The organism is Vibrio algivorus (assembly GCF_030161215.1).
GTDB lineage: Bacteria > Pseudomonadota > Gammaproteobacteria > Enterobacterales > Vibrionaceae > Vibrio > Vibrio algivorus.
In genome coordinates, this window is the sequence record NZ_BSPV01000003.1 from 677761 (window position 1) to 703965 (window position 26205).

Sequence of the window (26205 nt, forward strand, 5' to 3'; positions counted from 1 at the left end):
TTTGTTGTTCGTTAGATAAGTTTATGCATTTCAAATAGTTAATGTGTATTTATTCACTTACTTTCATATGTTGTATGACTGCCTGTTGCGGATTCATTTATTTTTTTAATGAATGAAAGCCAGTAAAATAGAAACCACATAAATCTTAAGTTTACTTTATTCGGCTCTCCCCATGATATTTATTGATAATAGAACTTTATTCGCCATCGTTAGCCTTATCACAATAGGAGCTGCAGTTGTATTCGCTATTTTATGGAGAATAAGGCCAAAATCGACCGGAGTTGGTCATTGGGCTTTAGGAATATTATTAATTGGCATGGGATGTTTGTTGACGGCCATGCGTGGCTATATCGATATGTTTTATTCTGTGGTAGTGGTGAATACGATAATTGTGCTAGGAGTACAGCTTATTTTCCAAGGCTTACGTATTTTTACCGAACGAAAAGCATTCGTAGTTTATGATATAGCGATTACATGTTTAATTGCGATTCTATTTTATTACTTCTTTTATATTGACCCTAACTTAACCATTAGAACCGTATTATATTCTTTCCTTGTTGGAATGGTTTCGGTTGCTATCGTGTTTACATTATTAACCGATAATAACAAGATTAGAAGGAAGTCTAGCTATCCCGTTGCCATAATCTTTGGCTTGTTTGCATTTTTTCATATTATGCGTGGGGTTATGGAAATGCTGGCTCCTAGTGGTAAAGCTCCACTTAATGGGGGAGCCGCGGAAACATTATTGTACCTGAGTAGTATCTTTATCATTTGTGGGCTTGCGATTACTTTGGTTTTGCAAACGTATTTTATTCTTGAATCTAAGGTTCAATCTTATCTTTTGGCTATCGAGAATTCAGCTTCTTCAATAATGATAGTTAATAATGATTGGATTATTGAATATGCTAACCCTGCGTCACTAAAGAAAACTGGTTATAACAAGGAAGAGCTTGTTGGTGGGAGTATTGATCTACTGCATTCTAAAGAGGTTTGGGTATCCGATGTTCTTGAAGTTTTAGAATGTTTAGAAAATGGGCAAATCTGGCGTGGGCAGTTATATAGTAAAAAGAAAAATGGTGAGCAATTTTGGGAGCTTGCTTCAATTGCCCCTATGGTAAAAGCAACTGGAAATGTGACTCATTATGTTGCTGTTAAAGAAGATATTACTGATATCAAAAAAGCCAAGCAACGTATTCGCTATATAGCAAATCATGATACGTTAACCGGATTACCAACCAGAACCATGGTGATGGAATACTTGAATGATGCCATTAAATATTCCAATCAAAGCGGTAGTAAAGTTGCGGTGTTATTTGTCGATCTTGATGGATTCAAAGCAGTCAATGATTCTTTTGGTCACGATGCTGGGGATGAACTTTTAAAAGTTATATCATCTCGATTAATCGACTGTGTACGAGATAAAGACATGGTATCGAGAATAGGTGGAGATGAATTTTTAATCTTACTCAGAGATGTGGCTGGTAAGGATGGCATTTCAATGGTGGCGCAAAGAATGATTGATACAATTGCAGAGCCTGTGGAATTTAATCGTCATTTATTAATGGTAACGGCAAGCATTGGTATTTCTCTTTATCCAGATAACAGCCAAGATTCAAAAGAATTGATTACACTTGCTGACCAAGCTATGTACAAAGTGAAAAATTCGGGAAAAAGCAATTATATATTTGCATGTGAATCTTAAAGACAAAAAATAGTTGGACAATAATTTGTTCGACTATTCCCCCCGCATAACGCTTGTTTTAGCTTGCCCTTCGGGAGCAGCATCTTGAAGTCACTCGGGTATAGGTTATCTGTGGTGATAATCAAAACGCCGAGTTCTCAGCGTTTTGATTGTAGGATGAACTTGTAGATTATGCGCGGATAATCATTTGATCGCGCTCTGGACCAACCGAAACCATACTTACTGGTACGCCCATTAGTTGTTCAATTCGAATTACATAATCTTGCGCTGCTTGTGGTAGATCCGCAAAGTTGCGACAACCTGTAATGTCTTCATTCCAACCTTGCATGTTTTCATATACAGGGCTTAATGCAGCGGTTTGTGGCCAAATTGGGTTCTCTGTATGTTCACCTGAGTAAGCGATACAAATTTTAAGATCTTGCATACCAGATAAGCAATCAATCTTAGTGAGGGCTATTTCAGTAGCGGCTTGCAGTTCAACACCGTTACGCGTAGCGACTGCATCGAAGTAACCCATATCACGAGGTCGGCCTGTTACTGCGCCATATTCATTAGCACTTTCGCGGAAATTATCTTGTTCTTCCATTGCCGTAACCAAAGTACCTGTGCCAACGGAGGAACTGAATGATTTAGCTACTGCAATAATACGCTCAGGACGAAGAGCAGGTAAACCACTCCCTATGCCAGCATAAGCTGCGGTGACATTTGACGAAGTAGTGTATGGGTACTCGCCATAGACTAAATCTCGCCCTGCACCAAGTTGTGCTTCAAATAATAGGTTGGCATCTTTGTCTTGTAGTGCTTTAAGTGGTTGGGTGACGTTGCAAATAAATGGACGCCAAGCCTCGGTGACTTCAAGTAACCACTCAGTCATTTCACTGGCGGTTTGAGAAAAGTCACAGCTTGGATAGAGCGCTTTAAGTTGCGGCATTTTCCAATCGAGCATGAATTGAATACGCTCTTGTAAAACTTCTGGTTGGTTTAACCATCCCACTAGAATACCTTTTTTCATTACGCGATCACCATAAGCGGGAGCAATTCCTTGGCGAGTGGAGCCGTAAGCGGCATCACCTAAGCGCTGTTCTTCTAAGGTATCTTCTAATGCGTGTAAAGGTAAACATAAGGTCGCACGATCCGAAATGCATAGTTTCACTTCTACGCCAGCGGCTTGAACTTCCAAAATTTCTTCGCTTAACGCAGCAGGGCTAATCACCATGCCAGGACCTAATACGGCAATGCAACTAGGATTAAAAATACCGCTTGGAAGTTGATGTAACTTAAAGGTTCCATGATCGTTTACCACAGTGTGGCCTGCATTATTTCCACCTTGGAAACGAATACTTGCTGCGGCTTCACCTGCTAAAAAATCTACGATACGGCCTTTACCTTCATCACCCCAGTTTGCACCTACAACAACAATAGACGGCATAATTATGTTCTCCTAATTTGGTTAAGACATCATGCTATGCCTACCTACATAATAAGAGAAATTAATTATAATTATTGTACTGATAAGAAACTCATATAATATAAATTGAAATGGTAAGTACTGGATGGGATTATGTTAGACATTAACTGGTTAAAAACTTTTGTTACCTTGGCGGAATATAAACACTTTGGTAAAGCTGCAACAGCGCTGCATATGACTCAGCCGAATGTCAGTTTACATCTAAAGCAATTAGAGCAGGCGACCAGTGTAAAGTTAATCGATCGCAATCCATTTCATTTAACGCAAGCAGGGCAACGGTTACTTGAAAGTAGTCAGCGTACTTTGTTAGAGCTACAAATCTGCCAAGCAGACCTCAATGCGATTAATGATTTAAACCGAGGAACATTGACCATTGCCGCCAGTGATATTATTTCCCGATTACTGTTGATTGAGCCGTTTCAATTATTTAAAGCTGAGTTTCCGGGGATTGACTTCACTTTGCTAAATACTACTTCATCGCAAGCTTCAGAATTAGTTAAGAATGCTGAAGCCGATCTAGGCTTTGTTATTGCTCAAAAGCAAAGCCAACCGTTACATTTCACTGAATTGCAGCAGATTAAATGGTGTGCGTTAGGACATAACCTACAACAATGGCAACAAGAAGCGAAGGAACCTAAAGCAGGAGCTTTAAATGGACTTGAGAGTGAACCGACACTTATTCTTTTAGGTCATGATACTCGAACACGAGATTTGATTGACGAAGCATTACCTACATTAAAACTTACAAATTACCGAATAATGGAAGTAGGAAGTGTTGATGCTCAGATTGATTGGGCTGAAGCCGGTTTTGGAGTGGCGATTGTGCCAGCTTTCTCTGTGTCATCAAAAACGAACCTTAGCTCTATCGTGACACCACTTCCTGACTTCCCGACGACTACTTTAGGGTATGTAGTACGTCAAAATCAGATTTTATCGAAAGCGATTAAGCAACTATTGCAGTGGGTAAGTGATGAAATTATTCGTATCCATAAGGAATAACTCACAAATTTAAATTTCCACTTCATCCTTCATTATCACTTCAAGCATTTGTGTGTCAGTTTCTTATGTTTTCCGTTTGATTGAATTACTTTGGTATAAATCAAAGGAAGCTTTGTAATTTCGCTCGCAAAATTTACCTTTCTTATTTCCTTTTCTTTGAATCCCATCCTAAAAGTGTTAATTCATTATAAAAATTAACAATCGATAAAATGTTAACAGCGCGTGTCGTTTGTGTTGCTTTTTGTGTTTTACGGCTTGATTTTATTTGCTACTAATCACTTTTAGAGCATTTTTTTGAAAAATACTTGGCTGAAATGAAACTTTTGACTTAAGTTAAGCGCATTCCAACAAGTACTGATTTTTTATTAACTGTTTTTTATTGGTGCTTGTTGTTTTATTTTTATCAATATCAATCGCTTAAATGTAAAGCCCTTGATATTTTACGATAAAAAATAATGGTGATGACAACGAGTTTGTCATAGTCAGTGCCAAATTATGGCGCATATTAACGAAGGTTTTATGATGAAAAAGCAACTACTGTCTACTCTAATCCCTGTACTACTTTTTTCTGCTGCAACGAATGCGGCTGAACTTTATAAAGCAGAAGATGGTTCTCACATCGACTTGTATAGCCGTTTAGGTTTTAACATCACTAACAAAGGTACAAACGATCAAGACACTCGCGGTGTATTTGATGGTCGTATTGGTTTAAGTGGTGCACAAACTATTAACGAGCATGCTGATGTGATCGGTATGGCGCAATACCAAGTAGGTGCGGCTGAATATGCGAATTCATTAGACGCTGGCTCATCTGATTTTACCGCTCGTTATGTCTGGGTAGGTATTGATGGACACGAATACGGTGCAATTAAAGGTGGCCGTGTTGACTCTGGTTTGATCATGTTCACTGATATCGGTGATGTTTTCGCAACATCTGATGTATCAATGGCGCGTCAAGCTGGCATGGTTGATAGAACGGCTGTTCAAGTTTTCCGTCAAGACGGTACACTACAATACCAAAATACTATTGGTAATTTTGATGTATCAGCAGCTTATATCCTTGGTAATGATACTTCAGCGTTAGATTACGGTTACAACGCAGCGGTACGTTACACTTTAGATATGGGTGATGCAGGGACATTGGCGCCAGTAATTTCATACCAAAAAACTAAAGCAGATGATTCAAACCTTAACCCTGATGCTGAATATCAATTTTGGGGTGTGGGTACTCGTTACTACTTAAATAAATTAATGCTTGGTGCGTTGTACTCTCAAGATGAAGTAGATGGTATCTATGCGGGCACTAGTACTGATAAAGTAATGGAATTTACAGCGGTATATGATTTCAATGATGATTGGGCATTCCGTGCGGGTTACCGTAGCTTGGAAAACGATGATGGTGATGAGCTAGAACTAAAAGACACCACATTCGAAGTTCAATACAAATTGACTAACATGTCTTCAATCTACACTACATATGAATTACGTAATGGTGAAAATGGCCGTAGTTTAGCTGGCGGTGGTGTTCGTGACACTGGTTTCGGCGGTGATGCGGATGAAAACTTCTACAGTGTAGGTATCCGTTTCGAGATCTAATCTCCAAGCGAAACTACGAAATAAGATCTAATGATAATGCACAGTAGCGATACTGTGCATTTTTGTTCGGTTAAGGTCGGTATCTAATATGCCCAAGTGACTTCAAGATGCAGGATTCAGAGCTATCATCCAAATCTTTAGGCAGCGTTAAATTGAACAGAGATAGAATAGCTATGATCATATTCAATTTGTCTTGCCTAAAGCTTGTTTTATTCTTGCTGAAACTCGCATCTTGAAGTTACTTGGGTATAAATCATGTTTAAACATCATACTTAGCGGTGCTTCTTGATAATCAAGAAAAGGGTAGCTAAAGATAGAAAAATAGAGATGCAGAAACAACAAAGCCTGCTCATAATAAGCAGGCTTTGTTTATATTTGGTGGGTCCGGGCGAACTCGAATCGCCGACCCCTACCATGTCAAGGTAGTACTCTAACCAACTGAGCTACGGACCCAAATATATCAGTGTGAAAACACTTTGAGATGGTGCGTCCGAGTGAACTCGAATCACCGACCCCCGCCATGTCAAGGCGGTACTCTAACCAACTGAGCTACGGACGCACATTTCAAAATATTCTTGCTGAAATCATGTTTGATTCAGTTTTGAACGCAGAAGATATTAACCATGCAATGAGGTGGTTGCAAGTAGAAAATCAGTGCTTTGCGACTGTTTGCTGACTTTATGCTCTGCGTGCCGGTTTTTTAGACACCCTCAAGGATAAAATTAACAATCTTGATCCTTGAGGAGAGTCGTTGAGCTTATAAGCGTCCTTCTAAAGGTAAAATAGTGACTATTTCACCTTCTTTAGCGGACTCAATATGTGGTGGGATCTCAATGATGCAATTAGCTTCACTCATTGAACGCAAAATACCCGAGCCTTGTTTGCCTGTTGTACGTACTTTCAATTGCCCGAATTTATCTAAATGGTAAATTCCGCGAGTAAATTCGGTTCTACCTAAGCGTGAAAATACTTTATTTTCAGTTTCAGCTTTTAATTTAACAGGCTGCCAATTTTGCTCACCTTGCATAAGACGAAGGGCTGGTTCCACAAAGGCTAAGAATGACACCATAACAGCAACCGGATTGCCTGGTAGGCCAAAGAATGGCGTTTCATTAATATGGCCGAATGCTAATGGGCGACCTGGACGCATATTGATTCGCCAGAAATTAATCTGCCCGATTTTATCAAGAACACTTTTGATAAAGTCCGCATCACCAACTGAAACGCCACCAGATGAAATAATCGCATTAGCTTGTGTCGAGGCTTCGAGTAGCGTGGATTCTAGCGCAGCCTCGCTATCTTCAATTATGCCTAAATCAATCACTTCACAACCTAGTCGTTCAAGTTGTGCCATAACGGTAAAGCGGTTCGAATCATAAATGCAGTGGTCGTTTAATACTTCTCCTGGTGCTTGCACTTCATCACCCGTTGAGAAGACCGCAACTTTTAACTGCGGGTAGACAGGAATGTTACTGATACCTAAAGAAGATAACATACCGAGTTCTGGTGAAGTGATGCGCGTACCTTGGTTAAAGACGATGCTATTTTGAGCGAGATCTTCACCAGCTTGACGCACATTCTGGCCGAGCTTAAATTCATTATTATAGACATTAAATTTTACGAGCTTGGTTATGTTGCTTGCCTCTAATTGGCTTTCAATTAACTGACTTTGTTCACGCATGATCACAGTGTCGGCACCTTGTGGCATAGGAGCACCTGTCATGATCTTGGCGGCTTGGCCACTTTGAATTTCACTGGCATAACCACGACCAGCTAAAATTTCAGTGACAACTTCAAAAGAAATCACACCATCTAAAATATCTTGACCACGTAGCGCGTAACCATCCATTGCTGAGTTGCAATAAGCTGGAACATTAATCGGTGAAATAATATCTTGCCCGAGCACGTTTAAGCGCGCTTTGAATAGAGACTGTTGCTCACAGGTTTTGGGATGCTTTAGTGTACTTAAAATCTTATCTAAACCTTGTTCAACGGATAAAAAAGCAGGGGATAATGTATCGCACGAAGCTGCTGTTGAAGGTTTGGTGAGGGTGTTACCTAGTACAAAGGTTTCTACCAATTCACAAATCGCATCGAGATCATTAATATCAACATGTGGTAAAGAGGTTTGGACATCAACACTATCGGAAGCAATGGCAAATATGTTGTCATCATGAGGGTGTAACCAAGGTTTACCTATCACTTCTCGGTGTAACTCTATTTTAGGGAAAGACAGGTTCTTACAGCCTTCTACTAAAATAAAGTCGAGGTTATTGTGATCAAACTGTTCAAGTAATTTGAAAAAATTGGCTTCTTTGTCTGGTGTCTCCGTCATTAAAGCGTGGCGGTTACGTGAAGCAATCAACATTTGTGTTGCGCCAGCTTTTCTTAATCTATGACTGTCTTTTCCTGGTTGGTCAATATCAAAATCATGATGAGCATGTTTGAATACTCCAATTCGTAAACCTTTTGCAGTGAGTTTAGGCAGTAAGGCTTCTAGTAGAGTAGTTTTACCTGTGCCGCTGTATGCCGCAAAGCCAAGTACAGGGATCGGAAATGAAGTCATAGAAAAACCTTCTCGTTATATTTGAATTATGGGTATACACCTTAAGTATAACGTTGAGAAAACGTCTTAAGCTGTTCTGGTGTATTTAAATTGATGAATGTGTCTTTTGCATTCGAAAAATCAACGTTGACCGTATTGCACTTACCATAAAATAAAATAATTTTACGTTCACCACGCTCTAAAAAGGCATGCAATTTATTCAGAATCCGACGATGAAATAGGGTAAAGACCGGCTGATAAAACTCGCCATCGTGGGCCACTAAAATATCAGCCTCTTCATGCCATGCACCACAAAAAAGTTGTGCGAGATTACTGGGAATATTCGGGCTATCACAAGGAACAAAACCGACCCATTGGTTTTCACCTGGGTGATTAAGTCCGGCATGGATGCCACCTAGTGGGCCTGGAAACTCGGTGAAAGTGTCCGCGATCACTGGAGCATATTGCTGATAAATTTCATGACTACGATTCGCATTAATTGTGATACTTGACGTTTGAGGTTGCAGCGCTTCAATCACATATTCAATCAGTGGTTTATCATTGAGTTTGACTAAACCTTTGTCCACACCTCCCATACGAGAGCCTTGGCCGCCTGCAAGGATCACCCAATCAATATGTTGTGGTTTTAGTATCATTTGTTTATAGCACCCTTTCTTTATAGCACTGTGGTTTGATGTAGTTGCTCTGGTTCGGATGAATCTTGAATCACTTGTAATAACGGTGATTCAATCAAAGTATGATTTTTTATCCACCATTGCTTTGAACATAATTGAGTCAGTTCATTTTGTTGATGGCTGGTAATCACTAAACTTGAACCAATTTCTAATAGTTCTTTGGCTAATAAGGTGAGACGTGAGATAGATTCAAGATCAAGACTAGAGCTTGGCTCATCCATTAAAAGGATAGCGGGTTTGATGATCCAAGCTCGTGCCATTGCAATGCGTTGCTTTTCTCCGCCAGATAATACCGACACATGCTCATCGGCAAGTGTTTCAAGACCCACTTTTCGTAATGCAGTAATCACGCGAGCTCGCTTTTCTTGACGAGACAATTTAGCAAATTTGATGGCATATAAAACATTTTGATAAACAGTATCGTCAAATAGATAAGGAGACTGATGTAAATAAACAATACCGTGTTTGTTAGGGTTGAACCAACGTGATAACCAAGATTGGGAATGACTTAAACTTCCGGCAGTAGGCTCAATAAGGCCGGATAATATTTTTAATAATGTGGTTTTGCCTACGCCATTGTCGCCACGTAAATACACTGCTTCATTGGGAGCAAGTTGCAATTTAGGGATATGGAATAGAACCTTATCCTTGAATTGCATTGATAAATTTGACACTTGTAATGGCAACATGGTTTATTCCATTTTACAAACAACTTCAAGAACGAAGGGGGCTAAACCCGTAAATGTCCCTGACCCTTGGCAGACGTTAAAATAAAGTTCATCACTAAGGCAAGTAGTAATAGAACCATGCCTAAAGCAACCCCTTGAGCAAACGCACCTTTTTGGCTCTCTAGTGCAATTGCCGTCGGAATGTTGCGAGTTGAATTGAGAATATTGCCACCAACCATCATGGAACAGCCGACTTCGGTAATGATCCGAGAAAAACCGGCCACAACCGCTGCAAATAATGGAAAGCGAGTTTCCCACAGTAAGGTCATTAAAATACGTATCCGACTGACACCTAAAGTATAAGACGTTTCTATTGAGCGTTTATCGCTGTTTTGAAATGCGCCATACATTAACGAAACTAGGATAGGGAAGCTAATTAACATCTGCCCTAAGATCATCGCTTTTTGGGTAAATAGCATTTGCCAGTCACCCAATGGGCCTGCACGGGATAGTGTCATATATAGAAGTAAGCCGATTACAACGGTTGGAACGGCTTGTAATGTATGAACAAAAGAAAGCAGCATCCAGCGTCCGGGAAACTCACAATAGGCCAAAATAAATGCGCATAATAACGCCGGTATTAAAACCAATAGGATGGCACTAAAGGAAACCGAAAAAGACACAGACACCACTTTCCATAAGTCAGCATCAAAACTGACTAATAATTGAAGTGCATCGAGTGTCGTTTGCCAAAGCTGCATTCTGTTCTCTCTTTTTATTTACCGGCTTATTTATTTGCCATCGTAGCTAGCGGTAAATAATTTTTGACCTTGTAATTGGTAATCATTGATCAATTGTTGACCATGCTTAGAGATTAGCCAGTTACTGAAATCACGTGCACCTTTAGTGTTTAGGCCTTTATAACGCTCAGGATTAACCAAAATAACTTGATAAGGGTTAAATAGCGCTTTATCGCCTTCCACCATGATTTCTAGATCGAGTTTACTTTCATAAGCAATCCAAGTGCCGCGGTCAGTTAACGTGTAACCTTGAAGCTCAGATGCCATGTTCAACGTTGGGCCCATACCTTGGCCGACTGAACGGTAAGCAGGGAAGTTAGGTTGAATGTTATCTTGTTTCCAAATTGCTTTTTCTTTTTTATCAGTACCAGAATCATCACCACGAGAAACAAAAGTGATGTTTTTATCGGCTAAAGTTTTTAATGCTTTAGCTGCTGATTTTTCATCTTTGATGCCAGCGGGATCGTTCTTCGGACCAACAATCACGAAATCGTTATACATTAAGTGATGGGGATCTACACCAAAACCTTTATTGATGAATTCAGCTTCTGCGCCCGGCGCGTGAGTCATGACTAAATCAACGTCACCATTTTCGCCCATTTTTAAAGCTTTACCTGTACCAACGGCAATCACATCAATGGTGTAGCCTGTCTCACTTTTAAATTTCGGCAATAGGTAGTCTAAAAGACCTGAGTGGTACGTACTGGTCGTCGTCGCAAGGCGAATATTTTTTGCATCTTGTGCGTTAGCGGTTGGAACTAGAGTAGCTAAGCAAAGTAGGGCGGTTGCCCAAAAGCGCATTTTCATAGAAATTCCATCTTATTGTTAGTGGTTGGGTCGTTTTACTACTTGGGTATAAAAGGGATTAATGATTCCCTTTTACATCAAATTCAATTTTTTCTGCACCGGAAAAGACTTGAAAGCGTAAACCCTTGGCACGAGCAATCGTCGTAATACCAAATTGTTTAGCGAGATCAAGCCCCATTTGGGTCACACCAGAACGAGACAATAACGTAGGAATACCCATTTGCGCGACTTTGATGACCATTTCAGAGGTTAGACGACCAGTAGTGTAGAAGATTTTATCGTCACCACTTTCTTGTTTTAACCACATTTCGCCTGCCAAAGTATCCACCGCATTATGACGACCGACATCTTCAACAAAGGATAATATTTCGCTACCACGACATACCGCGCAACCATGAACCGCACCCGCTTTTTTATAGGTTTCATTAAAATGGGTTAAGGCTTCAAGTGTGTCGTAAATATCGGATTGTTTAAGTGCGACTTGCGGAACTTGATAATTTTCCAGTTGTGCCATTACATTGCCATACATGGTGCCTTGACCACAGCCAGACGTAACGGTCTTCTTCTCTAATGCTTTATCTAAATGGTCGGTGTTTTCTTTGGTGACAATCGCAGCGCTTTGGGTTTCCCAATCGATAATGACAGACTCAATCGCTTTAGGATCATGAAGGAAACCTTGGTTTTTTAAGTATCCAAGTACCAAGGATTCAGGGCGAGAACCTAATGTCATCAAGGTTACAATTTCTTTCCAATTCAACAAAACAGTAAGAGGGCGCTCACAGGCGATTTCTTTAGTAAGTTTTTCGCCATACTCATCGAATACTTCTACGGTTTCAGTTTGGACAGGGGTAGAACCGCTTCTGATGATACTTGGGTATTCGGACACATGATCTCCTTGAGAGTTTGGAACTCTTCTTACTGGAATGAATGACAGTTCTGACAGCAAAAAAATACGCTTAAAATCAATAATAAACCAATTAATTATCTTAACGCCTACCCATAAATGGGTGAATTACCCTATTATCAGTAAGTTTAATGATTTATATCAAATATTGTTACATTATCGTAGAACAAAATCCGTGCATGCAGAAAAAGGATTTCAATTTTGATGAAAAAAACAACTCACAGCTGGCCGATTCTTTGTCTATTAGAAAAACAGATTAAACTTATTGGACGCTGGGAAACTGAATCTTGGCAATGGCAAGGTGTCAATTTAACGCCTAATGTCTCTGAACCTCATCCTTACCTACAATTACTCGAATTGTATAAAGATGAGCGTACCGATTACCGTTTTAATCTCAGCTCAAAGCAACCGAAACTATTTCTTGCGTTAGAGTTTCTAGACACTAATTCTGCACCTAAAATTTCACACTTAACTGCCTCACAAGCAGCAATAGCCTGCTACATGGATACTGATTATTTGGTGCTGTCTATCGATATGCCGTTGGCGATTCAAGCTTGGATGGAAGCTTTTATAGGTAGGCATGGTGAATTATTAGAAGTACGCAAGAAAAAGCGTCAAGGTGCGGGACGTTCAAATGGTAACTAATCGATTTCAACGCTGGTTAACCAAAAAGAATGAAAGCTTGGAGGGAAGCCAAGAGGTAGGGGCACAACTTACCGCACAGGCTGAGGATGTTGTAGATTCGACTGATGCCAATTCGAATGCTGAAACCTTTATCGAGCCTAAAACGGATTCGAGTATATCTATTAATCAGCAACCTAATGCTATGACCTCTCAAGACGATGGTAGTGAGGGTGAAACGACTCAAGATTCGTCACTTACTACTATCGCTCATGTATTTGCTGATGGTTTTTCAAAACAGGAAAAACAACAGCAGCTTCGCGCTCTATTTCATTCTGATGAATTTTCTGGCATCGATCCACTTGATAGTTACAACATGGATTACACCAAGGTAAAAAGCCTATCTAAAGATGTAGCGGAAACTTTGCGTAGTTGGCATAAGCGTGTTGAGGAAGTATTCGATGACGATGAAGCTCTGGAAATGACGGACATTGACCCTGAAAAGCTAGAGTTAGGACAAGGTGAACAAGAGCCTTTCGAAACGGAAGAAACCGTAAAGTCCGAAATAAATAGCCACGAAGTAAATAAAAATAATGCAGCTAGTACAGGTGAAGAAGGTGGGTTCGCTAAAGTTAAAGTGGGTATAGACAATAAAAAATCAGGCTGATACTCACTTTTAATACCCATATTTAGACTAAGCTTTTAATCACTCCTAACATTAAGTGCAAACTAAAAGATAATAATTCTCATCTCACTGATCTAAATAAGCTTTATTTCAAATAATGAGTTATTTGTCTTATAGCCACATAAATAAAAAGGGTATCATCGAGTGTTTTTATGCTGAAGCTGATTTTGATTAAAATAAAATAGAAGAAGAGCAATGTTAACGTCATTTTTACAACAAAGTGCGACAACGAATGGTAAAGCTCGTAATTTTGCCTTAAAAAATACGGTCGAACTAAAAAACTTGATCCCACCAACCGTGAGCTACGAGTCTCGTGGCAACTTACTTATTGTTGGAGAACGACAAGAAGTTGAAGCTGTATTTGGTCACTTTGATGCAATGAATTCGGTGACGGCATTAATTGTTGGCGCTGAAACTCAAACCTCAGCGATCATTCCTTCTACTCAATGTTTTTTCTCTCAAAATGTACGAATCTCTGGTTTCCTCGGTCACTTTGACGTCCGTATTACTCGCTCAGGTATTTCACATAATTTAGCTCGAGCAGTGACGGGGGACGACTATTTTGATGTGATTTTAGACTTAACCTCTGATGGCATCATGACGGAAGAAGTGCCTGTTCCTGGTTACTACCCAAGTGGACGTGGTTATCCAACGCTTGATGAATCATTAGAAACCATTCCAGATCTTATTGGCACATTTGATAAGCCTAAATTCTTTCGCTTGAATACTGAATTATGTGCCCACAGTTCTCGAGGCGTTAAAGGTTGTACTCGTTGTATCGATGCTTGTCCTGCTGGAGCATTAACTAGCCAAGGTAGCGAGAAAACTGGCCATAAAATCGAAATTAATCCTTATTTATGCCAAGGCGTTGGTACTTGTGCAACATCTTGTCCGACTGAAGCCATCAGTTACGCACTTCCGGAACCGAAAGAAACCCAAACCTTTATTGAACGTGTACTTGTTAAGTACTTTACAGAAGGTGGGAAAAATCCAATCGTGATGTTTTGCAGTGAACGTCATGAAAAATACAACCTAATGATGTTAGGAATGCTACCTGACAATGTGGTTCCAATTACTTTGGATGAACTGCCAAGTGTCGGAATTGATACTTGGTTTAGTGCGTTGGTTCACGGTGCGTGTCAGGTGATGTTTGCTGCCAGCAGACATATGCCAGCCACCATTATTCGTGTATTAGAAACCGAAGTTGAAATTGCTCAGAGCTTACTGGCTCAACTAGGACTAGAAAAGCAACGTGTTGATATTCTTTACATGGAAGATTTACGTCACAGTGCACCGACATTAATCGAACAACCACTGCTGTTCAGTACAAACAATATTCAATCAGGTATGAAGCGTGATCGTTTGTTCAACGCTTTAGATTTGATGGCTGAACACTACACGCCGGATAGCAATCTAGTCACGAATAATATTGCGCCAGTACCAAGTGGAGCACCTTTTGGCCGCGTGAATTGTGATTCTGATAATTGCACTTTATGTATGAGCTGTGTGTCAGTATGCCCAACACGAGCCTTACATGCCAAAGGTGATAGCCCTGCGTTGTTATTTACTGAGCAAGACTGTGTTCAATGTGGATTATGTGAAAGCGCTTGCCCTGAAAAAGTGATTAATTTAGAACCTAGATTTAACTGGGATAAACAACAGCGCACGCAAGACATTACGCTGCACCAAGAGCCAGCAGCACATTGTTTAAGTTGTGGTAAAGCATTCGCACCAGCTTCAATGATAGAAATGCTACAAAACAAGTTACGCGGTCACTCTCATTTTGCCAGTGAAGATAAACTGCGCCGTATTGCGATGTGTGAAGATTGTCGAGTGCGAGATCTATTCTCAGACCTTACTGCCAACCCTGCAAAACAATTGGATATTTAATTATGTCACAGTCGAATGAAAATATTGCTCAGCAAGACTTTATTGGTCAACAAGAAAGTGATGAACAAGAACATACTCAAGAAGAGCAGATCACGGCTGAGATATATGGCTTATTGGCATGCTTATTCCGTGAGGCGCCATCATCAGAAATTCTACAATGGTTAAGTGAATTAGAAGTTGAATCTTGCGAGCAGCATGCGATCACTAACGCTTGGTTTAAGCTAAAAGAAGCCGCTATGGCAACGACAACGCAACAAGTTGCTGATGAGTATCAAGACTTATTTATTGGCATTGGTTGCGGTGAGGTGGTGCCATTTAGTTCATGGCACATTGCCGGCACCTTGATGGAAAAACCATTGGTTGCCATTCGCCAAGATCTCAAGCGTTTGGGCTTTGAAAGACAAGAAGATATTCGCGAGCCAGAAGACAGTATTTCGGCTCTGTTAGAGGTGATGTCTATGCTGCAATTTGAAGAATTTGAATCTCAGCAACAGTTTTTCAATGCTCATATTTGCCCGTGGTTTATCTCATTTTGTAATGAAATAGAGAAGGCTGAGTCGGCTCAATTCTATTTGCCCGTTTCTCGAGTACTGCGTCATTTTGGCTTAATTGAACAGGCGCGATACACCGAAAAATCATCTCATCAAATTGATATAACGAGTCTGCAATAAGAATAAGTTTTCTTTAAGTATTTCTATATTTGAAGAATAGGCATTTAAGGGTAATACCTCTGAAAGCCTTCAGGTTCAACCATGGACCTTAATTGCCACTAAAAGCAATTTAAATTTGCGCATAAGCTATTTGGTGAATCTATTCATCAAATCGCTTATTTAACAATGGTTTCCGAACGCTGAAAATACAGCGACAAGGAGCAATGTATGAAAACGACAACATCTCTAAATAAAGAGAGCGTCAACGAAAGTCGACGAGATTTACTCAAGGGAATCACTACTGCCGCGGTTGTTGGTGGTGTAGTGGCAGCTGGTATTTCAACGCAAGTATCAGCCGTAGAAAAGCCTCAAAATAATGAGCAGCCAAAATTAAAAAAGGGCTATCACGAAACGCAACACATTCGTGATTATTTCGATTCTCTATAGGAGTAGCGATAATGAAACTGACAAAGCGCTCTGATAGCGTCTCGAAAAGCGAGAACCAATTAGGTTTAAGCCGTCGTAATTTCATGAAAAACACCGGTATCGCTGCCGGTGGTGCAGTTGTGGGCGCATCTATGTTTGCCCCAAGCATTATGAAAAAAGCCGAAGCTCAAGAAGTGGACCGCTCAGCACCAACTGAAGTGAAGAGAACCATTTGTTCTCACTGTTCAGTTGGTTGTGGCATTTATGCAGAAGTACAAAATGGTGTATGGACAGGTCAAGAGCCGGCTTTTGATCACCCATTTAATGCCGGTGGTCACTGTGCTAAAGGTGCAGCGTTACGTGAACATGGCCATGGTGAACGTCGCTTAAAATATCCAATGAAATTGGAAGGTGGTAAGTGGAAACGAGTTTCATGGGATACCGCGATTGAAGAAATCGGTAACCAAGCATTAAAAATTCGTCAAGAATCTGGCCCTGACTCGGTGTATTTTTTAGGCTCAGCAAAGCATAGTAACGAACAAGCTTATACTTTCCGTAAAATGGCCTCGATGTGGGGTACCAATAATGTTGATCACCAAGCACGTATTTGTCACTCAACCACAGTAGCAGGTGTTGCCAACACTTGGGGCTATGGCGCAATGACCAATTCATTTAACGATATGCATAACTGTAAGTCGATTCTATTTATTGGTTCAAATCCTGCGGAAGCTCACCCAGTTGCGATGCAACATATTCTTATCGCTAAAGAACGCGGCTGTAAGATCGTGGTTGCGGATCCTCGTAAAACACGCACGGTAGCAAAAGCCGATCAACATGTGCCTCTACGTCCAGGTACTGACGTTGCCTTTATTTGGGGCATGTTATGGCACGTCTTTAATAACGGTTGGGAAGACAAAGAGTTTATCCATCAACGTGTATTCGGTATGGATGAAATCCGTGAAGAAGTCGCGAAGTGGAACCCATCGGAAGTTGAGCGTGTAACGGGCATTTCAGAAGCGGAAGTGTACCAAGCAGCCAAGACCTTATCTCATCATAAACCGGGTTGCGTGGTTTGGTGTATGGGCGGTACTCAACATACAACGGGTAATAACAATACTCGGGCTTATTGTGTGTTTGAACTTGCACTTGGCAACATGGGTAAATCGGGCGGCGGGGCAAATATCTTCCGTGGTCACGACAACGTACAAGGTGCAACGGACTTTGGTGTGTTATCTCACGATTTACCAGGCTACTACGGTTTATCAGAAGGCGCATGGCAACATTGGTCAAAAGTATGGGGTATTGATTATAACTGGCTAAAAGGCCGTTTTGATCAACGCAAATACAACGGAAAATTACCAATGAATAACATGGGTATTCCGGTTTCTCGTTGGGTAGATGGTGTCCTAGAAGATAAGGCTCGTATTGAGCAAAACGATAATATTCGTGCCATGTTCTACTGGGGGCATGCGGTGAACTCGCAAACCCGTGGACATGAAATGCCAAAAGCAATGCAGAAGCTGGATATGATGGTGATTGTTGATCCATATCCAACCGTTGCGGCGGTTATTAATGATCGTACTGACGGTGTTTATCTACTTCCTGCAACGACTCAATTTGAAACCTATGGTTCTGTGACCGCTTCTAACCGTTCTATTCAATGGCGTGATCAAGTGATTGAGCCATTGTTCGAATCAAAGCCTGATCACGAAATTATGTATCTACTATCTAAGAAACTTGGCATTGCTGATGAGCTATTTAGAAATGTAGAAATCAAAAATAATCAACCTGTTATTGAAGATATTACCCGTGAATTTAACCGCGGCATGTGGACAATTGGTTATACAGGTCAAAGCCCTGAACGTTTGAAATTCCATCAACAAAATTGGCATTTATTCAGTCATGAGAATCTAGAAGCCGAATCAGGTGAAGTGAAAGGGGAAACCTATGGTCTACCTTGGCCATGTTGGGGGACGCCAGAGCTGAAACATCCGGGAACCCACATTCTTTATGATACATCGAAAAGTGTTGCTAACGGCGGTGGTAACTTCCGTACTCGCTTTGGTGTTGAATTTGAAGGTAAGAGTTTACTGGCTGATGGTAGTTTCTCTAAGGATTGTGAAATCGAAGATGGTTTCCCTGAATTTACCGACAAACTATTGAAGCAACTTGGTTGGTGGGATGATTTAACTGCAGAAGAAAAATCCGCTGCTGAAGGTAAAAACTGGAAGACTGATCTATCGGGTGGTATTCAACGTGTTGCGATTAAACATGGTTGTATTCCATTTGGTAACGGTAAAGCGCGTACTATTGTATGGCAGTTCCCTGACCGCGTGCCCTTGCACCGCGAACCACTGTATACACCACGCCGTGATCTTATTGCAGACTATCCAACGTGGGAAGATAACGATGCGATTTATCGTCTACCGACTTTGTATAAATCCATTCAAGATCAAGACCATTCAAAAGAGTACCCAATTATTTTGACCTCTGGCCGTTTAGTTGAGTACGAAGGTGGTGGTGAAGAAACCCGATCTAACCCTTGGTTGGCTGAGCTACAGCAAGAAATGTTTGTGGAAATTAACCCACAAGAAGCACAAGCCAATAGTATTCAAGATGGTGATGATGTTTGGGTGGAAGGCGCTGAACAAGGTCGCATTAAGGTGAAGGCGATGGTAACTAACCGTGTTCTACCTGGACTGGCATTTATTCCATTCCACTTTGGCGGTAAGTTCCAAGGCAAGGATTTAACCGAGAAGTACCCAGAAGGCACGGATCCTTACGTTATTGGCGAGTCAGCAAACACGGCAACCACTTATGGTTATGACCCTGTGACTCAAATGCAAGAAACCAAAGTGACGCTTTGTAAAATCAGCAAAGCCACCAGCACTTCAAACGCGTAAGGGGTAGGTTATGTCTACGACAGATAAAAAATCGAAAATGAAGTTTTTATGTGACTCGGAGCGCTGCATTGAATGTAATGGTTGTGTCACTGCCTGTAAAAACGAAAACGATGATGCTCTTGAATGGGGGATTCAACGTCGCCGTGTTGTGACCATTAATGATGGTGAAGTTGGCGAAGCGTCAATTTCAGTGGCATGTATGCATTGTGATGACGCGCCTTGTATGGCGGTATGTCCTGCTGACTGCTTCCATCGTACAGAAGACAATATTGTTCTACACAATAAAGACTTATGTATTGGTTGTGGTTATTGCTTGTTTGCCTGCCCATTTGGGGCACCACAATTTATTCAACATGGTGCGTTTGCTGAACGTGGCAAAATGGATAAATGCACTTTCTGTGCCGGTGGTCCTGAGACGGAAGCGGGTTCACAAGAAGAGCGTGAAAAGTACGGTGCTAACCGTATCGCAGAAGGCAAACTACCAATGTGTGCTTCTCTTTGCTCGACCAAAGCATTAATTGCAGGTCCTGCGGATAAGATTGCTCAAGTCATGGCGAAACGAGTTCATGATCGTGGTGGTAAAGATGATCGCAGCCATGTGACTGGAGTCGTTTATGATGACTCTCTTGCTCATGATGCATCACAGCCAAGTAGTCACAACTAAGGAGATAGTCATGTTTATGAAATCATTCAAAACGTTTACTGTTTCTTTAGTGACAGTAATGATGTTGTGCTTGAGTTTTACCGCTTTAGCTAACAACAACGACAATAAGCAAACCGGTGTTGCTCCTGCGACGACGGCTGAAAAAGAAATGACTCGCTTAGCGGGGGATGAGTTTTATCAAAAAGTTCAAGATGGTCAAAAAGGTTATACCACATCACAATCAATGGAGCATGATGTACTTGTCAGCCACCCAAGTGAGGCTTGGTATATCTTAAAAGAAAAGTGGATGTCACCTCTGGGCGCTATTGCGGTTTTAGGCAGCTTAGCAATGGTATCTTTGGCATACATTATTGTCGGGCCACTTAAACTAAGTAAGCCACGAACCGGACGTACGATTAAACGCTGGTCTAGAGTGGATCGAGCGCTGCATTGGTCGATGGCGTTTACTTTTTTAAGTCTCGCTTTCTCAGGTATGACATTAGTTTGGGGAAAACATTTTCTTAAACCAATCATATCAACAGATGCGTGGGGAATGATTATTTATGGGGCTAAGCAGTACCATAATTATATCGGTCCGATCTTCTTCATCTTATTAGTTGTAGTATTAATTAAATGGTGGAGAAAAAGCATCTTTAAGAAAATTGACCTTGATTGGTGCTTAAAACTGGGCGGTATGGTTGGTAAGCATAAAGGCTCACATCCATCGGCTGAGTTTTCCAATGCTGGTGAAAAAATCATCTTTTGGATGTTGATTTTTATGGGTATTGTGGCTGCAATCAGTGGCTTTATTTTAGATTTCCCTATATTTGGTCAAGGTCGCCGAGATATGGATGTGTCTAACTTAGCGCATATGATTTCAGCCTTGATCTTGATCTGTGGTTTTATCTTCCATATTTACATCGGTTTATTCGGGATGGAAGGAGCTTTAGAGGGCATGGTAAAAGGTGAAGTAGATGAAACGTGGGCTAAAGAGCATCATGATTTGTGGTATGAAGAAATGAAAGCTCAGGGTAAAGTGGAAGACCCCAAAGTCTAATCTTTTCCGATGTTAATGATCAAAGCAGCTAGTTTTTAGCTGCTTTTTTATTGCCCATAGTTTAATTAAATGCAACAAAACTTTGTCTTATATCTACTATTTATATATGGATAGTTAACTCTCTAAACAATTACAGTAGGATGAATAAAAACGACAGTTTCAAGTACGAAAGGTATAAAAACATAAGGAAATATATATGAAGAAAAAACATTTAGGGTTGTCTTCTCTTTTGCTCGCTTCGTCTTTCCCATTGTCAGCCGTGGCATCTGAATGCGGTACAGTCTCGATTGCTGATATGAATTGGAGCTCTGCCACCTTCATGGCCAACGTCGATAAATTTATATTAGAAAATGCCTACGATTGTGAAGTAGAGCTTGTGCCTGGCGACACGGTTCCGACAACCACTTCCATGGTTGAAAAAGGTGAGCCTGATATTGCTCCCGAATTGTGGAGTAACTCAGCGAAAGAATTATTAGAAAGTGGCGTAAAGGAAAAGCGCCTTCGCTTTGCTGTTCAGAGTTTATCGGATGGTGGTGAAGAAGGTTTCTGGGTGCCACAATATATGGTAGATAAAGACCCTAGCTTAGCAACTATTGAAGGTGTAAAAGCTAATGCACAGTTATTTACCCATCCAGAAGATGACAGCAAATCAGCGTTTTATACTTGCCCAGCAGGTTGGACTTGCCAAATTTCAGCCGGACACATTTTTGATGCACTCCATCTTGACCAATCAGGATTTGAGAAAGTCGATCCGGGATCCGGTGCGGCTTTAGCAGCTACCATTGCTAAAGCATACGATAGAAAACAGCCTTGGTTTGGTTACTACTGGGCCCCCACATCCGTTTTAGGTAAGTATCCGATGGTCAAAGTTGAGTTTGGACAAGGTACTGATGCGAAACATTACCAAGAATGTATTACCCAGGTGGAATGTGCAGCTCCAAAACCAATCATGTGGCCACCTTCTAAAGTGGATACAGTGGTCACTGAATCTTTTGCTAATCGCGCTCCTGAAGCAATGAAATATTTGACTCATCGTTCTTATACCAATAAGCAAATGAACCAAATGCTTGCTTGGATGGAAGATAATCAAGCTGATGGTGATATGGCGATGGAAGAATTTATGTTAAAACATAAAGATATTTGGTCTCAGTGGTTAGATGAGAAAACACAAGCCGCCGTTCAAGCTGCGGTAGATGAGTTATAAATATGTTGTCTAGCGGATACAGGGAAACCTGCATCTGCTTGTAGTAAAGAACAATGGAAGTGATATGTCTACACCTCAATGGTTAACTGAATTCCCTGAGCTCGATCGCGATAGCTTACTATGGCTAAGAAGAACCTTAGATGGATCGTATCGCGATTTTTCCCGTCAATATGGTGAAGTCATTGAATCCTTTTTTGACCCGCTATTATCTTTTTTAGTTCATTTTGAAAAATTGCTACTTGCGACGCCATGGTGGTTGGTGATCGCCGTATTAGCCTTACTTTCCTATGGTGCGAGCCGTTCTTGGAAGTTAGCCTTAAGTGTGATGGTGGCTTTCTTTTTTATTGGTTACTTAGGTATGTGGGAAGATACTATGCGGACCATGAGTATTATTCTCGTCTCAACCTTTGTGGCAATTGTTCTCGGCGTACCGACGGGAATTGCCATGGCGAGTTCTAATCGTATTCAAAAAATAGTCATGCCGCTACTTGATGTGATGCAAACCATGCCGGCTTTCGTTTATTTAATTCCAATTGTGATGTTACTTGGAATCGGCAAAGTCCCTGGGCTAATTGCTGTTGTTGTCTATGCTATTCCTCCCGTGATCAGATTAACAAATTTAGGTATTCGTTTAGTTGATAAAGAAGTACTCGAAGCATCAACCGCCTTTGGGGCTAATCGACTACAGAGACTATTTGGTGTCCAAATTCCGTTGGCGATGCCTAATATTATGGCAGGGATTAACCAAACAATTATGATGGCATTAGCAATGGTTGTGATCGCTTCAATGATTGGTGTGAAAGGGTTAGGGCAACCAGTATTAAAATCGATTACTAATCAATATTTCACTCTGGGTTTATTGAATGGTTTGGCGATAGTGGCATTGGCAATTATTTTTGACCGTGTGACTCAAAGCTATGCTAAACGTACTCAACAGCATTTAGGAGGTAAGCCTTAATGTCTGCTTCCTATATTAAGATTTCGAATCTTTATAAAGTATTTGGTGAATACCCAGGTGACGGCGTCACAAAGTTAAAGCAAGGATTGTCAAAAGATGAGCTGATGAGTCGCTACCAACTGAGTGTTGGGTTAAGTGACATTAATTTAGAGATTGAGCGAGGGGAAACCTTTGTTGTAATGGGCTTATCCGGCTCTGGCAAATCAACTTTAATACGACACTTCAACCGTCTTATTGAGCCAAGCGAAGGAACTATTGAAATTGATGGCATTGATATTTGCTCGTTAGATAAAAAGCAAATCCAAGATTTACGTCGTCATAAAATGTCGATGGTATTTCAACGCTTTGGATTATTACCACATCGCACTGTGATTCAAAATGTTGCTTATGGGTTAAAAATTCAAGGTATTAATCAATCAGATTGGAAAGAAAAAGCTCAGCATTGGATCGATGTCGTCGGACTTAATGGTTATGAAAACCAGTACCCAAATCAATTGTCAGGCGGCCAGCAACAAAGAGTCGGCTTAGCGCGAGCGCTGTGTACTGACCCAGATATTTTATTAATGGATGAAGCATTCTCAGCATTAGATCCACTTATTCGTAGTGAAATGCAGCAGCAATTAAAAGATCTACAACAGAAACTACATAAAACTATTATTTTCATCACTCATGACCTCGATGAAGCTCTTCGCTTAGGTGATAGAATCGCAATTTTAAAAGATGGTGAGCTCATTCAACAAGGTAAGCCTGTCGATATATTATTAAAGCCTGCGACAGATTACGTTGCATCGTTTGTTCAAGATATTAATAGAGGCCGAGCGTTAACAGCTAAACACGCCTATTTAGCACAAGAAGCATTACTAGAAACGTTAACGGTCAGTGAAGCTATTAAACAAATGCAACAGTTAGCTCTAGCAGAAATTGCCGTAGTGACATCAAGCCAAAAGTACATTGGTAATATCACGCTACACCAGTTAGAGGGAATGATGAATCCAAGTGATCACATAAGTGAGTTATTAAATAAACAAAATCATCAACAAGTTATTATAGATATAGAGCAAAGCATAGAGTCCATTATGCCTACCGTTCTTGGCAATAAGGGGATATTACCCGTGATAGATCAAGGTGGGGGCTATGTCGGGGTACTGCAAAAAGAGCAACTGGCTAAACTGCTCGATGGGGCTCCCGTCACTGAGTAATAGCAACGGGAGAGAGTTATTTACAGTGCTTGTAATAGCTCAGGTGTGATTTCTTCAAGTGAGTTGAGTTTATGGTCAGCAATTACAAATCGTGGTTGGTTTGCATGATTCGCATCTGGAATCACGATAGTTTTCATTTGTGCGGCTTTAGCTGCCAATAAACCGGTAAAAGAATCTTCTAACGCGACACACTCTAATGGTGACACCTCTAATTCGTTAGCAGCATTCAAATAAACCTCAGGGTGAGGTTTACCGTAAGGTAGACCTTCAGCTGATAATACGGCTTCAAACACACCATCTAACTCTAACGCATCTAATGTCGCTTGAATGAGAACCATAGGAGAAGATGAAGCAAGTGCGATTCTCAAGCCTAGTTGTTGGCATGTTTCAAGCGAATGAAACAATCCTGGCATCAATGGTTTATGTTCTTTCACTAATTCAATAACACGATTTAAAATCATCGAGCAGACATCATCACAGCTGTGAGTTTCCCATGGCTGTTGACGAAAATATTGCTCAACAATTTGGTCAATACGAATACCGGTAGTATCAATGGTATCTTGCAAGTTGATCTTAACCCCAAGGGTTGGAAACACTTCTAGTTGGGCCTGTCGCCAAAAAGGTTCCGAGTCGATCATAAGACCATCCATATCAAACACAGCTGCTTTAATCATTACAAACTCTCATCTATTAAATGTAGTGCATGAGTTTATCATTATTATTTGTAACTTATATGATGCTCAGTTATTTTTTTGTTTCCTGCCAATCGCATTTCTTCGTTTTAAAAAGCCTTGAATCAAGCATTCTGCTTACACTGAGTTGAGGAGGGCTTATGACGAATAATCAATATTTCACACCATTATCTTTTATGTTAACAATCTCTTGCCTACCGACTGCATTTGCAATACATGCGGAGACTAATATTAAAGATGGCGACAAAGTGCAACTGATGCTCGCTAATGAGTATGAAGACGATATTAATCTTCTACATTACTGCATGAGTGAAAAGTTAGACGGTATACGAGCATTCTGGGATGGTGAACAATTTTATACACGAAATGGACACCCAATTAATGCACCGAAATGGTTTACTAAAGATTTTCCAAGTATCAAATTAGATGGTGAATTATGGGCTGGCAGAGGAGAGTTTTCTAAAGTTCAACGAACCGTTCTTGATGATGTTCCTAATGATGAAGATTGGAAGCATATACGCTACATGGCATTTGATGTAATTCATGAGAAGGCCCGATTTACCTTTAGAAGTGAATGGCTAAATCACGCTGTTTATAAAGCTAAATCACCTTATTTAGGCCGAGTAGAATATGAAACTATTCCATCCCGTGATGCGTTATTTGAGAGGTTAGAACAAATTGAAAGGCAAAATGGTGAAGGATTAATGCTAAGGAAGTTCAGCAGCCTTTATCAAAATGGTCGCAGTGAGGATCTCTTAAAGCTAAAATCTTACCAAGATGATGAAGCGGTTGTGATTGGTTATAAACTTGGTAAAGGTAGAAATGCATTAAAAACGGGATCATTGTACGTTGAATGGAAAGAGGGGAAACGTTTTTATATTGGCAGTGGCCTCACCGATGAATTAAGGGAAAATCCACCGGCTTTAGGCTCTAAAGTTACTTTTCGGTTTAATGGTTATACACAAAGCGGATTGCCTCGCTTTGCACGTTTTGTACATATTAGACAAGATGGGGCTTGAGCATTATTCACCTCAACTTCAAGGCTCGAAAGTTCGCGAGCCTTGAAATATATGGGTTAAAGATGATAGTAAGT

The 26205-nt window shown here is 40.6% G+C and carries 22 protein-coding genes, 2 tRNA genes and 1 pseudogene; 15 read left to right on the forward strand and 10 right to left on the reverse strand.

Annotated features, from left to right (window positions below; genetic code table 11):
- Positions 1 to 172: 172 nt before the first annotated feature.
- Positions 173 to 1702: a sensor domain-containing diguanylate cyclase gene (locus QQJ93_RS04825; RefSeq protein ID WP_089124357.1), complete on the forward strand. Its 1530-nt coding sequence runs from the start codon at positions 173 to 175 to the stop codon at positions 1700 to 1702.
- 169 nt (positions 1703 to 1871) lie between these two features.
- Here QQJ93_RS04825 and QQJ93_RS04830 read toward each other — a convergent pair whose 3' ends face one another.
- Positions 1872 to 3131, reverse strand: coding sequence for an adenylosuccinate synthase (locus QQJ93_RS04830; RefSeq protein ID WP_089124358.1), 1260 nt, complete (start codon positions 3129 to 3131; stop codon positions 1872 to 1874).
- A gap of 132 nt (positions 3132 to 3263) precedes the next feature.
- Here QQJ93_RS04830 and QQJ93_RS04835 point away from each other — a divergent pair, with 132 nt between their 5' ends.
- Positions 3264 to 4169, forward strand: coding sequence for a LysR family transcriptional regulator (locus QQJ93_RS04835; protein WP_089124359.1), 906 nt, complete (start codon positions 3264 to 3266; stop codon positions 4167 to 4169).
- A 522-nt stretch (positions 4170 to 4691) separates the two neighbouring features.
- Positions 4692 to 5765: a porin gene (locus tag QQJ93_RS04840; RefSeq protein ID WP_089124556.1), complete on the forward strand. Its 1074-nt coding sequence runs from the start codon at positions 4692 to 4694 to the stop codon at positions 5763 to 5765.
- Between the two features lie 376 nt (positions 5766 to 6141).
- On the opposite strand, the gene QQJ93_RS04845 is transcribed toward QQJ93_RS04840, so the two are convergent.
- From QQJ93_RS04845 to QQJ93_RS04880, 8 genes are all read right to left on the reverse strand, one after another.
- A tRNA-Val gene (locus QQJ93_RS04845) sits at positions 6142 to 6218 on the reverse strand.
- Between the two features lie 29 nt (positions 6219 to 6247).
- A tRNA-Val gene (locus QQJ93_RS04850) sits at positions 6248 to 6324 on the reverse strand.
- 198 nt (positions 6325 to 6522) lie between these two features.
- Positions 6523 to 8331, reverse strand: coding sequence for a bifunctional molybdopterin-guanine dinucleotide biosynthesis adaptor protein MobB/molybdopterin molybdotransferase MoeA (locus tag QQJ93_RS04855; RefSeq protein ID WP_089124360.1), 1809 nt, complete (start codon positions 8329 to 8331; stop codon positions 6523 to 6525).
- A 41-nt stretch (positions 8332 to 8372) separates the two neighbouring features.
- On the reverse strand, positions 8373 to 8963 hold the full coding sequence (gene mobA / locus QQJ93_RS04860; protein ID WP_431313586.1) for a molybdenum cofactor guanylyltransferase MobA: 591 nt from the start codon (positions 8961 to 8963) through the stop codon (positions 8373 to 8375).
- 23 nt (positions 8964 to 8986) lie between these two features.
- Entirely contained in the window at positions 8987 to 9694 is a 708-nt protein-coding gene (locus tag QQJ93_RS04865; protein ID WP_284186036.1) for an energy-coupling factor ABC transporter ATP-binding protein, read from the reverse strand.
- A 41-nt stretch (positions 9695 to 9735) separates the two neighbouring features.
- Positions 9736 to 10434, reverse strand: a complete 699-nt coding sequence (locus QQJ93_RS04870) for an ABC transporter permease (protein ID WP_089124362.1) — start codon at positions 10432 to 10434, stop codon at positions 9736 to 9738.
- 30 nt (positions 10435 to 10464) lie between these two features.
- Positions 10465 to 11280, reverse strand: coding sequence for an ABC transporter substrate-binding protein (locus QQJ93_RS04875; protein WP_431313583.1), 816 nt, complete (start codon positions 11278 to 11280; stop codon positions 10465 to 10467).
- Positions 11281 to 11338: 58 nt separating this feature from the next.
- Positions 11339 to 12166 (reverse strand): formate dehydrogenase accessory sulfurtransferase FdhD, encoded by an 828-nt coding sequence (locus QQJ93_RS04880; RefSeq protein ID WP_089124363.1) that lies wholly within the window; start codon positions 12164 to 12166, stop codon positions 11339 to 11341.
- A 222-nt stretch (positions 12167 to 12388) separates the two neighbouring features.
- Between QQJ93_RS04880 and QQJ93_RS04885 the strand changes: the two genes are divergently transcribed.
- The 11 genes and pseudogenes from QQJ93_RS04885 (at position 12389) to QQJ93_RS04935 (ending at position 24420) form a co-directional block, all read left to right on the forward strand.
- The gene (locus QQJ93_RS04885; RefSeq protein ID WP_089124364.1) at positions 12389 to 12829 is read left to right on the forward strand and encodes a DUF3305 domain-containing protein; all 441 of its coding nucleotides are present in this window, start codon (positions 12389 to 12391) and stop codon (positions 12827 to 12829) included.
- Positions 12819 to 13472 (forward strand): DUF3306 domain-containing protein, encoded by a 654-nt coding sequence (locus QQJ93_RS04890; RefSeq protein WP_089124365.1) that lies wholly within the window; start codon positions 12819 to 12821, stop codon positions 13470 to 13472. Before QQJ93_RS04885 ends, QQJ93_RS04890 begins: the two co-directional genes overlap by 11 nt.
- A 213-nt stretch (positions 13473 to 13685) precedes the next feature.
- Positions 13686 to 15380: a 4Fe-4S dicluster domain-containing protein gene (locus QQJ93_RS04895; RefSeq protein WP_089124366.1), complete on the forward strand. Its 1695-nt coding sequence runs from the start codon at positions 13686 to 13688 to the stop codon at positions 15378 to 15380.
- A gap of 2 nt (positions 15381 to 15382) precedes the next feature.
- Positions 15383 to 16051 carry a TorD/DmsD family molecular chaperone gene (locus QQJ93_RS04900; protein WP_089124367.1) on the forward strand — a complete coding sequence of 223 codons (669 nt, stop codon included), beginning with the start codon at positions 15383 to 15385 and terminating at the stop codon, positions 16049 to 16051.
- Positions 16052 to 16258: 207 nt separating this feature from the next.
- Positions 16259 to 16477, forward strand: a complete 219-nt coding sequence (locus QQJ93_RS04905; RefSeq protein WP_089124368.1) for a twin-arginine translocation signal domain-containing protein — start codon at positions 16259 to 16261, stop codon at positions 16475 to 16477.
- A gap of 11 nt (positions 16478 to 16488) precedes the next feature.
- On the forward strand, positions 16489 to 19359 hold the full coding sequence (locus QQJ93_RS04910) for a molybdopterin-dependent oxidoreductase (RefSeq protein WP_089124369.1): 2871 nt from the start codon (positions 16489 to 16491) through the stop codon (positions 19357 to 19359).
- A gap of 10 nt (positions 19360 to 19369) precedes the next feature.
- Positions 19370 to 20023, forward strand: a complete 654-nt coding sequence (fdh3B, locus tag QQJ93_RS04915) for a formate dehydrogenase FDH3 subunit beta (protein WP_089124370.1) — start codon at positions 19370 to 19372, stop codon at positions 20021 to 20023.
- 136 nt (positions 20024 to 20159) lie between these two features.
- Positions 20160 to 21059 (forward strand): annotated as a pseudogene (locus QQJ93_RS04920) (formate dehydrogenase subunit gamma); the annotation flags it as partial.
- A gap of 196 nt (positions 21060 to 21255) precedes the next feature.
- Positions 21256 to 22263, forward strand: coding sequence for an ABC transporter substrate-binding protein (locus tag QQJ93_RS04925; RefSeq protein ID WP_089124371.1), 1008 nt, complete (start codon positions 21256 to 21258; stop codon positions 22261 to 22263).
- A 64-nt stretch (positions 22264 to 22327) separates the two neighbouring features.
- Positions 22328 to 23221 carry an ABC transporter permease gene (locus QQJ93_RS04930; protein ID WP_089124372.1) on the forward strand — a complete coding sequence of 298 codons (894 nt, stop codon included), beginning with the start codon at positions 22328 to 22330 and terminating at the stop codon, positions 23219 to 23221.
- Positions 23221 to 24420 (forward strand): quaternary amine ABC transporter ATP-binding protein, encoded by a 1200-nt coding sequence (locus QQJ93_RS04935; RefSeq protein WP_089124373.1) that lies wholly within the window; start codon positions 23221 to 23223, stop codon positions 24418 to 24420. Before QQJ93_RS04930 ends, QQJ93_RS04935 begins: the two co-directional genes overlap by 1 nt.
- A gap of 20 nt (positions 24421 to 24440) precedes the next feature.
- Here QQJ93_RS04935 and hxpB read toward each other — a convergent pair whose 3' ends face one another.
- Positions 24441 to 25094: a hexitol phosphatase HxpB gene (hxpB, locus tag QQJ93_RS04940; RefSeq protein ID WP_089124374.1), complete on the reverse strand. Its 654-nt coding sequence runs from the start codon at positions 25092 to 25094 to the stop codon at positions 24441 to 24443.
- 158 nt (positions 25095 to 25252) lie between these two features.
- Between hxpB and QQJ93_RS04945 the strand changes: the two genes are divergently transcribed.
- Entirely contained in the window at positions 25253 to 26131 is an 879-nt protein-coding gene (locus tag QQJ93_RS04945; RefSeq protein WP_089124375.1) for a DNA ligase, read from the forward strand.
- Positions 26132 to 26205 lie beyond the last annotated feature (74 nt).

Coding starts and splice junctions, on each gene's coding strand:
- QQJ93_RS04905 (WP_089124368.1), top strand. CDS start 16,259: ATGAAAACGACAACATCTCTAAATAAAGAGAGCGTCAACGAAAGTCGA.
- QQJ93_RS04865 (WP_284186036.1), bottom strand. CDS start 9,694: ATGTTGCCATTACAAGTGTCAAATTTATCAATGCAATTCAAGGATAAG.
- QQJ93_RS04870 (WP_089124362.1), bottom strand. CDS start 10,434: ATGCAGCTTTGGCAAACGACACTCGATGCACTTCAATTATTAGTCAGT.
- QQJ93_RS04935 (WP_089124373.1), top strand. CDS start 23,221: ATGTCTGCTTCCTATATTAAGATTTCGAATCTTTATAAAGTATTTGGT.
- QQJ93_RS04890 (WP_089124365.1), top strand. CDS start 12,819: ATGGTAACTAATCGATTTCAACGCTGGTTAACCAAAAAGAATGAAAGC.
- QQJ93_RS04930 (WP_089124372.1), top strand. CDS start 22,328: ATGTCTACACCTCAATGGTTAACTGAATTCCCTGAGCTCGATCGCGAT.
- QQJ93_RS04925 (WP_089124371.1), top strand. CDS start 21,256: ATGAAGAAAAAACATTTAGGGTTGTCTTCTCTTTTGCTCGCTTCGTCT.
- QQJ93_RS04840 (WP_089124556.1), top strand. CDS start 4,692: ATGAAAAAGCAACTACTGTCTACTCTAATCCCTGTACTACTTTTTTCT.
- hxpB (WP_089124374.1), bottom strand. CDS start 25,094: ATGATTAAAGCAGCTGTGTTTGATATGGATGGTCTTATGATCGACTCG.
- QQJ93_RS04830 (WP_089124358.1), bottom strand. CDS start 3,131: ATGCCGTCTATTGTTGTTGTAGGTGCAAACTGGGGTGATGAAGGTAAA.
- QQJ93_RS04945 (WP_089124375.1), top strand. CDS start 25,253: ATGACGAATAATCAATATTTCACACCATTATCTTTTATGTTAACAATC.
- QQJ93_RS04910 (WP_089124369.1), top strand. CDS start 16,489: ATGAAACTGACAAAGCGCTCTGATAGCGTCTCGAAAAGCGAGAACCAA.
- QQJ93_RS04835 (WP_089124359.1), top strand. CDS start 3,264: ATGTTAGACATTAACTGGTTAAAAACTTTTGTTACCTTGGCGGAATAT.
- QQJ93_RS04855 (WP_089124360.1), bottom strand. CDS start 8,331: ATGACTTCATTTCCGATCCCTGTACTTGGCTTTGCGGCATACAGCGGC.
- QQJ93_RS04875 (WP_431313583.1), bottom strand. CDS start 11,280: ATGAAAATGCGCTTTTGGGCAACCGCCCTACTTTGCTTAGCTACTCTA.
- QQJ93_RS04825 (WP_089124357.1), top strand. CDS start 173: ATGATATTTATTGATAATAGAACTTTATTCGCCATCGTTAGCCTTATC.
- QQJ93_RS04885 (WP_089124364.1), top strand. CDS start 12,389: ATGAAAAAAACAACTCACAGCTGGCCGATTCTTTGTCTATTAGAAAAA.
- QQJ93_RS04895 (WP_089124366.1), top strand. CDS start 13,686: ATGTTAACGTCATTTTTACAACAAAGTGCGACAACGAATGGTAAAGCT.
- fdh3B (WP_089124370.1), top strand. CDS start 19,370: ATGTCTACGACAGATAAAAAATCGAAAATGAAGTTTTTATGTGACTCG.
- QQJ93_RS04900 (WP_089124367.1), top strand. CDS start 15,383: ATGTCACAGTCGAATGAAAATATTGCTCAGCAAGACTTTATTGGTCAA.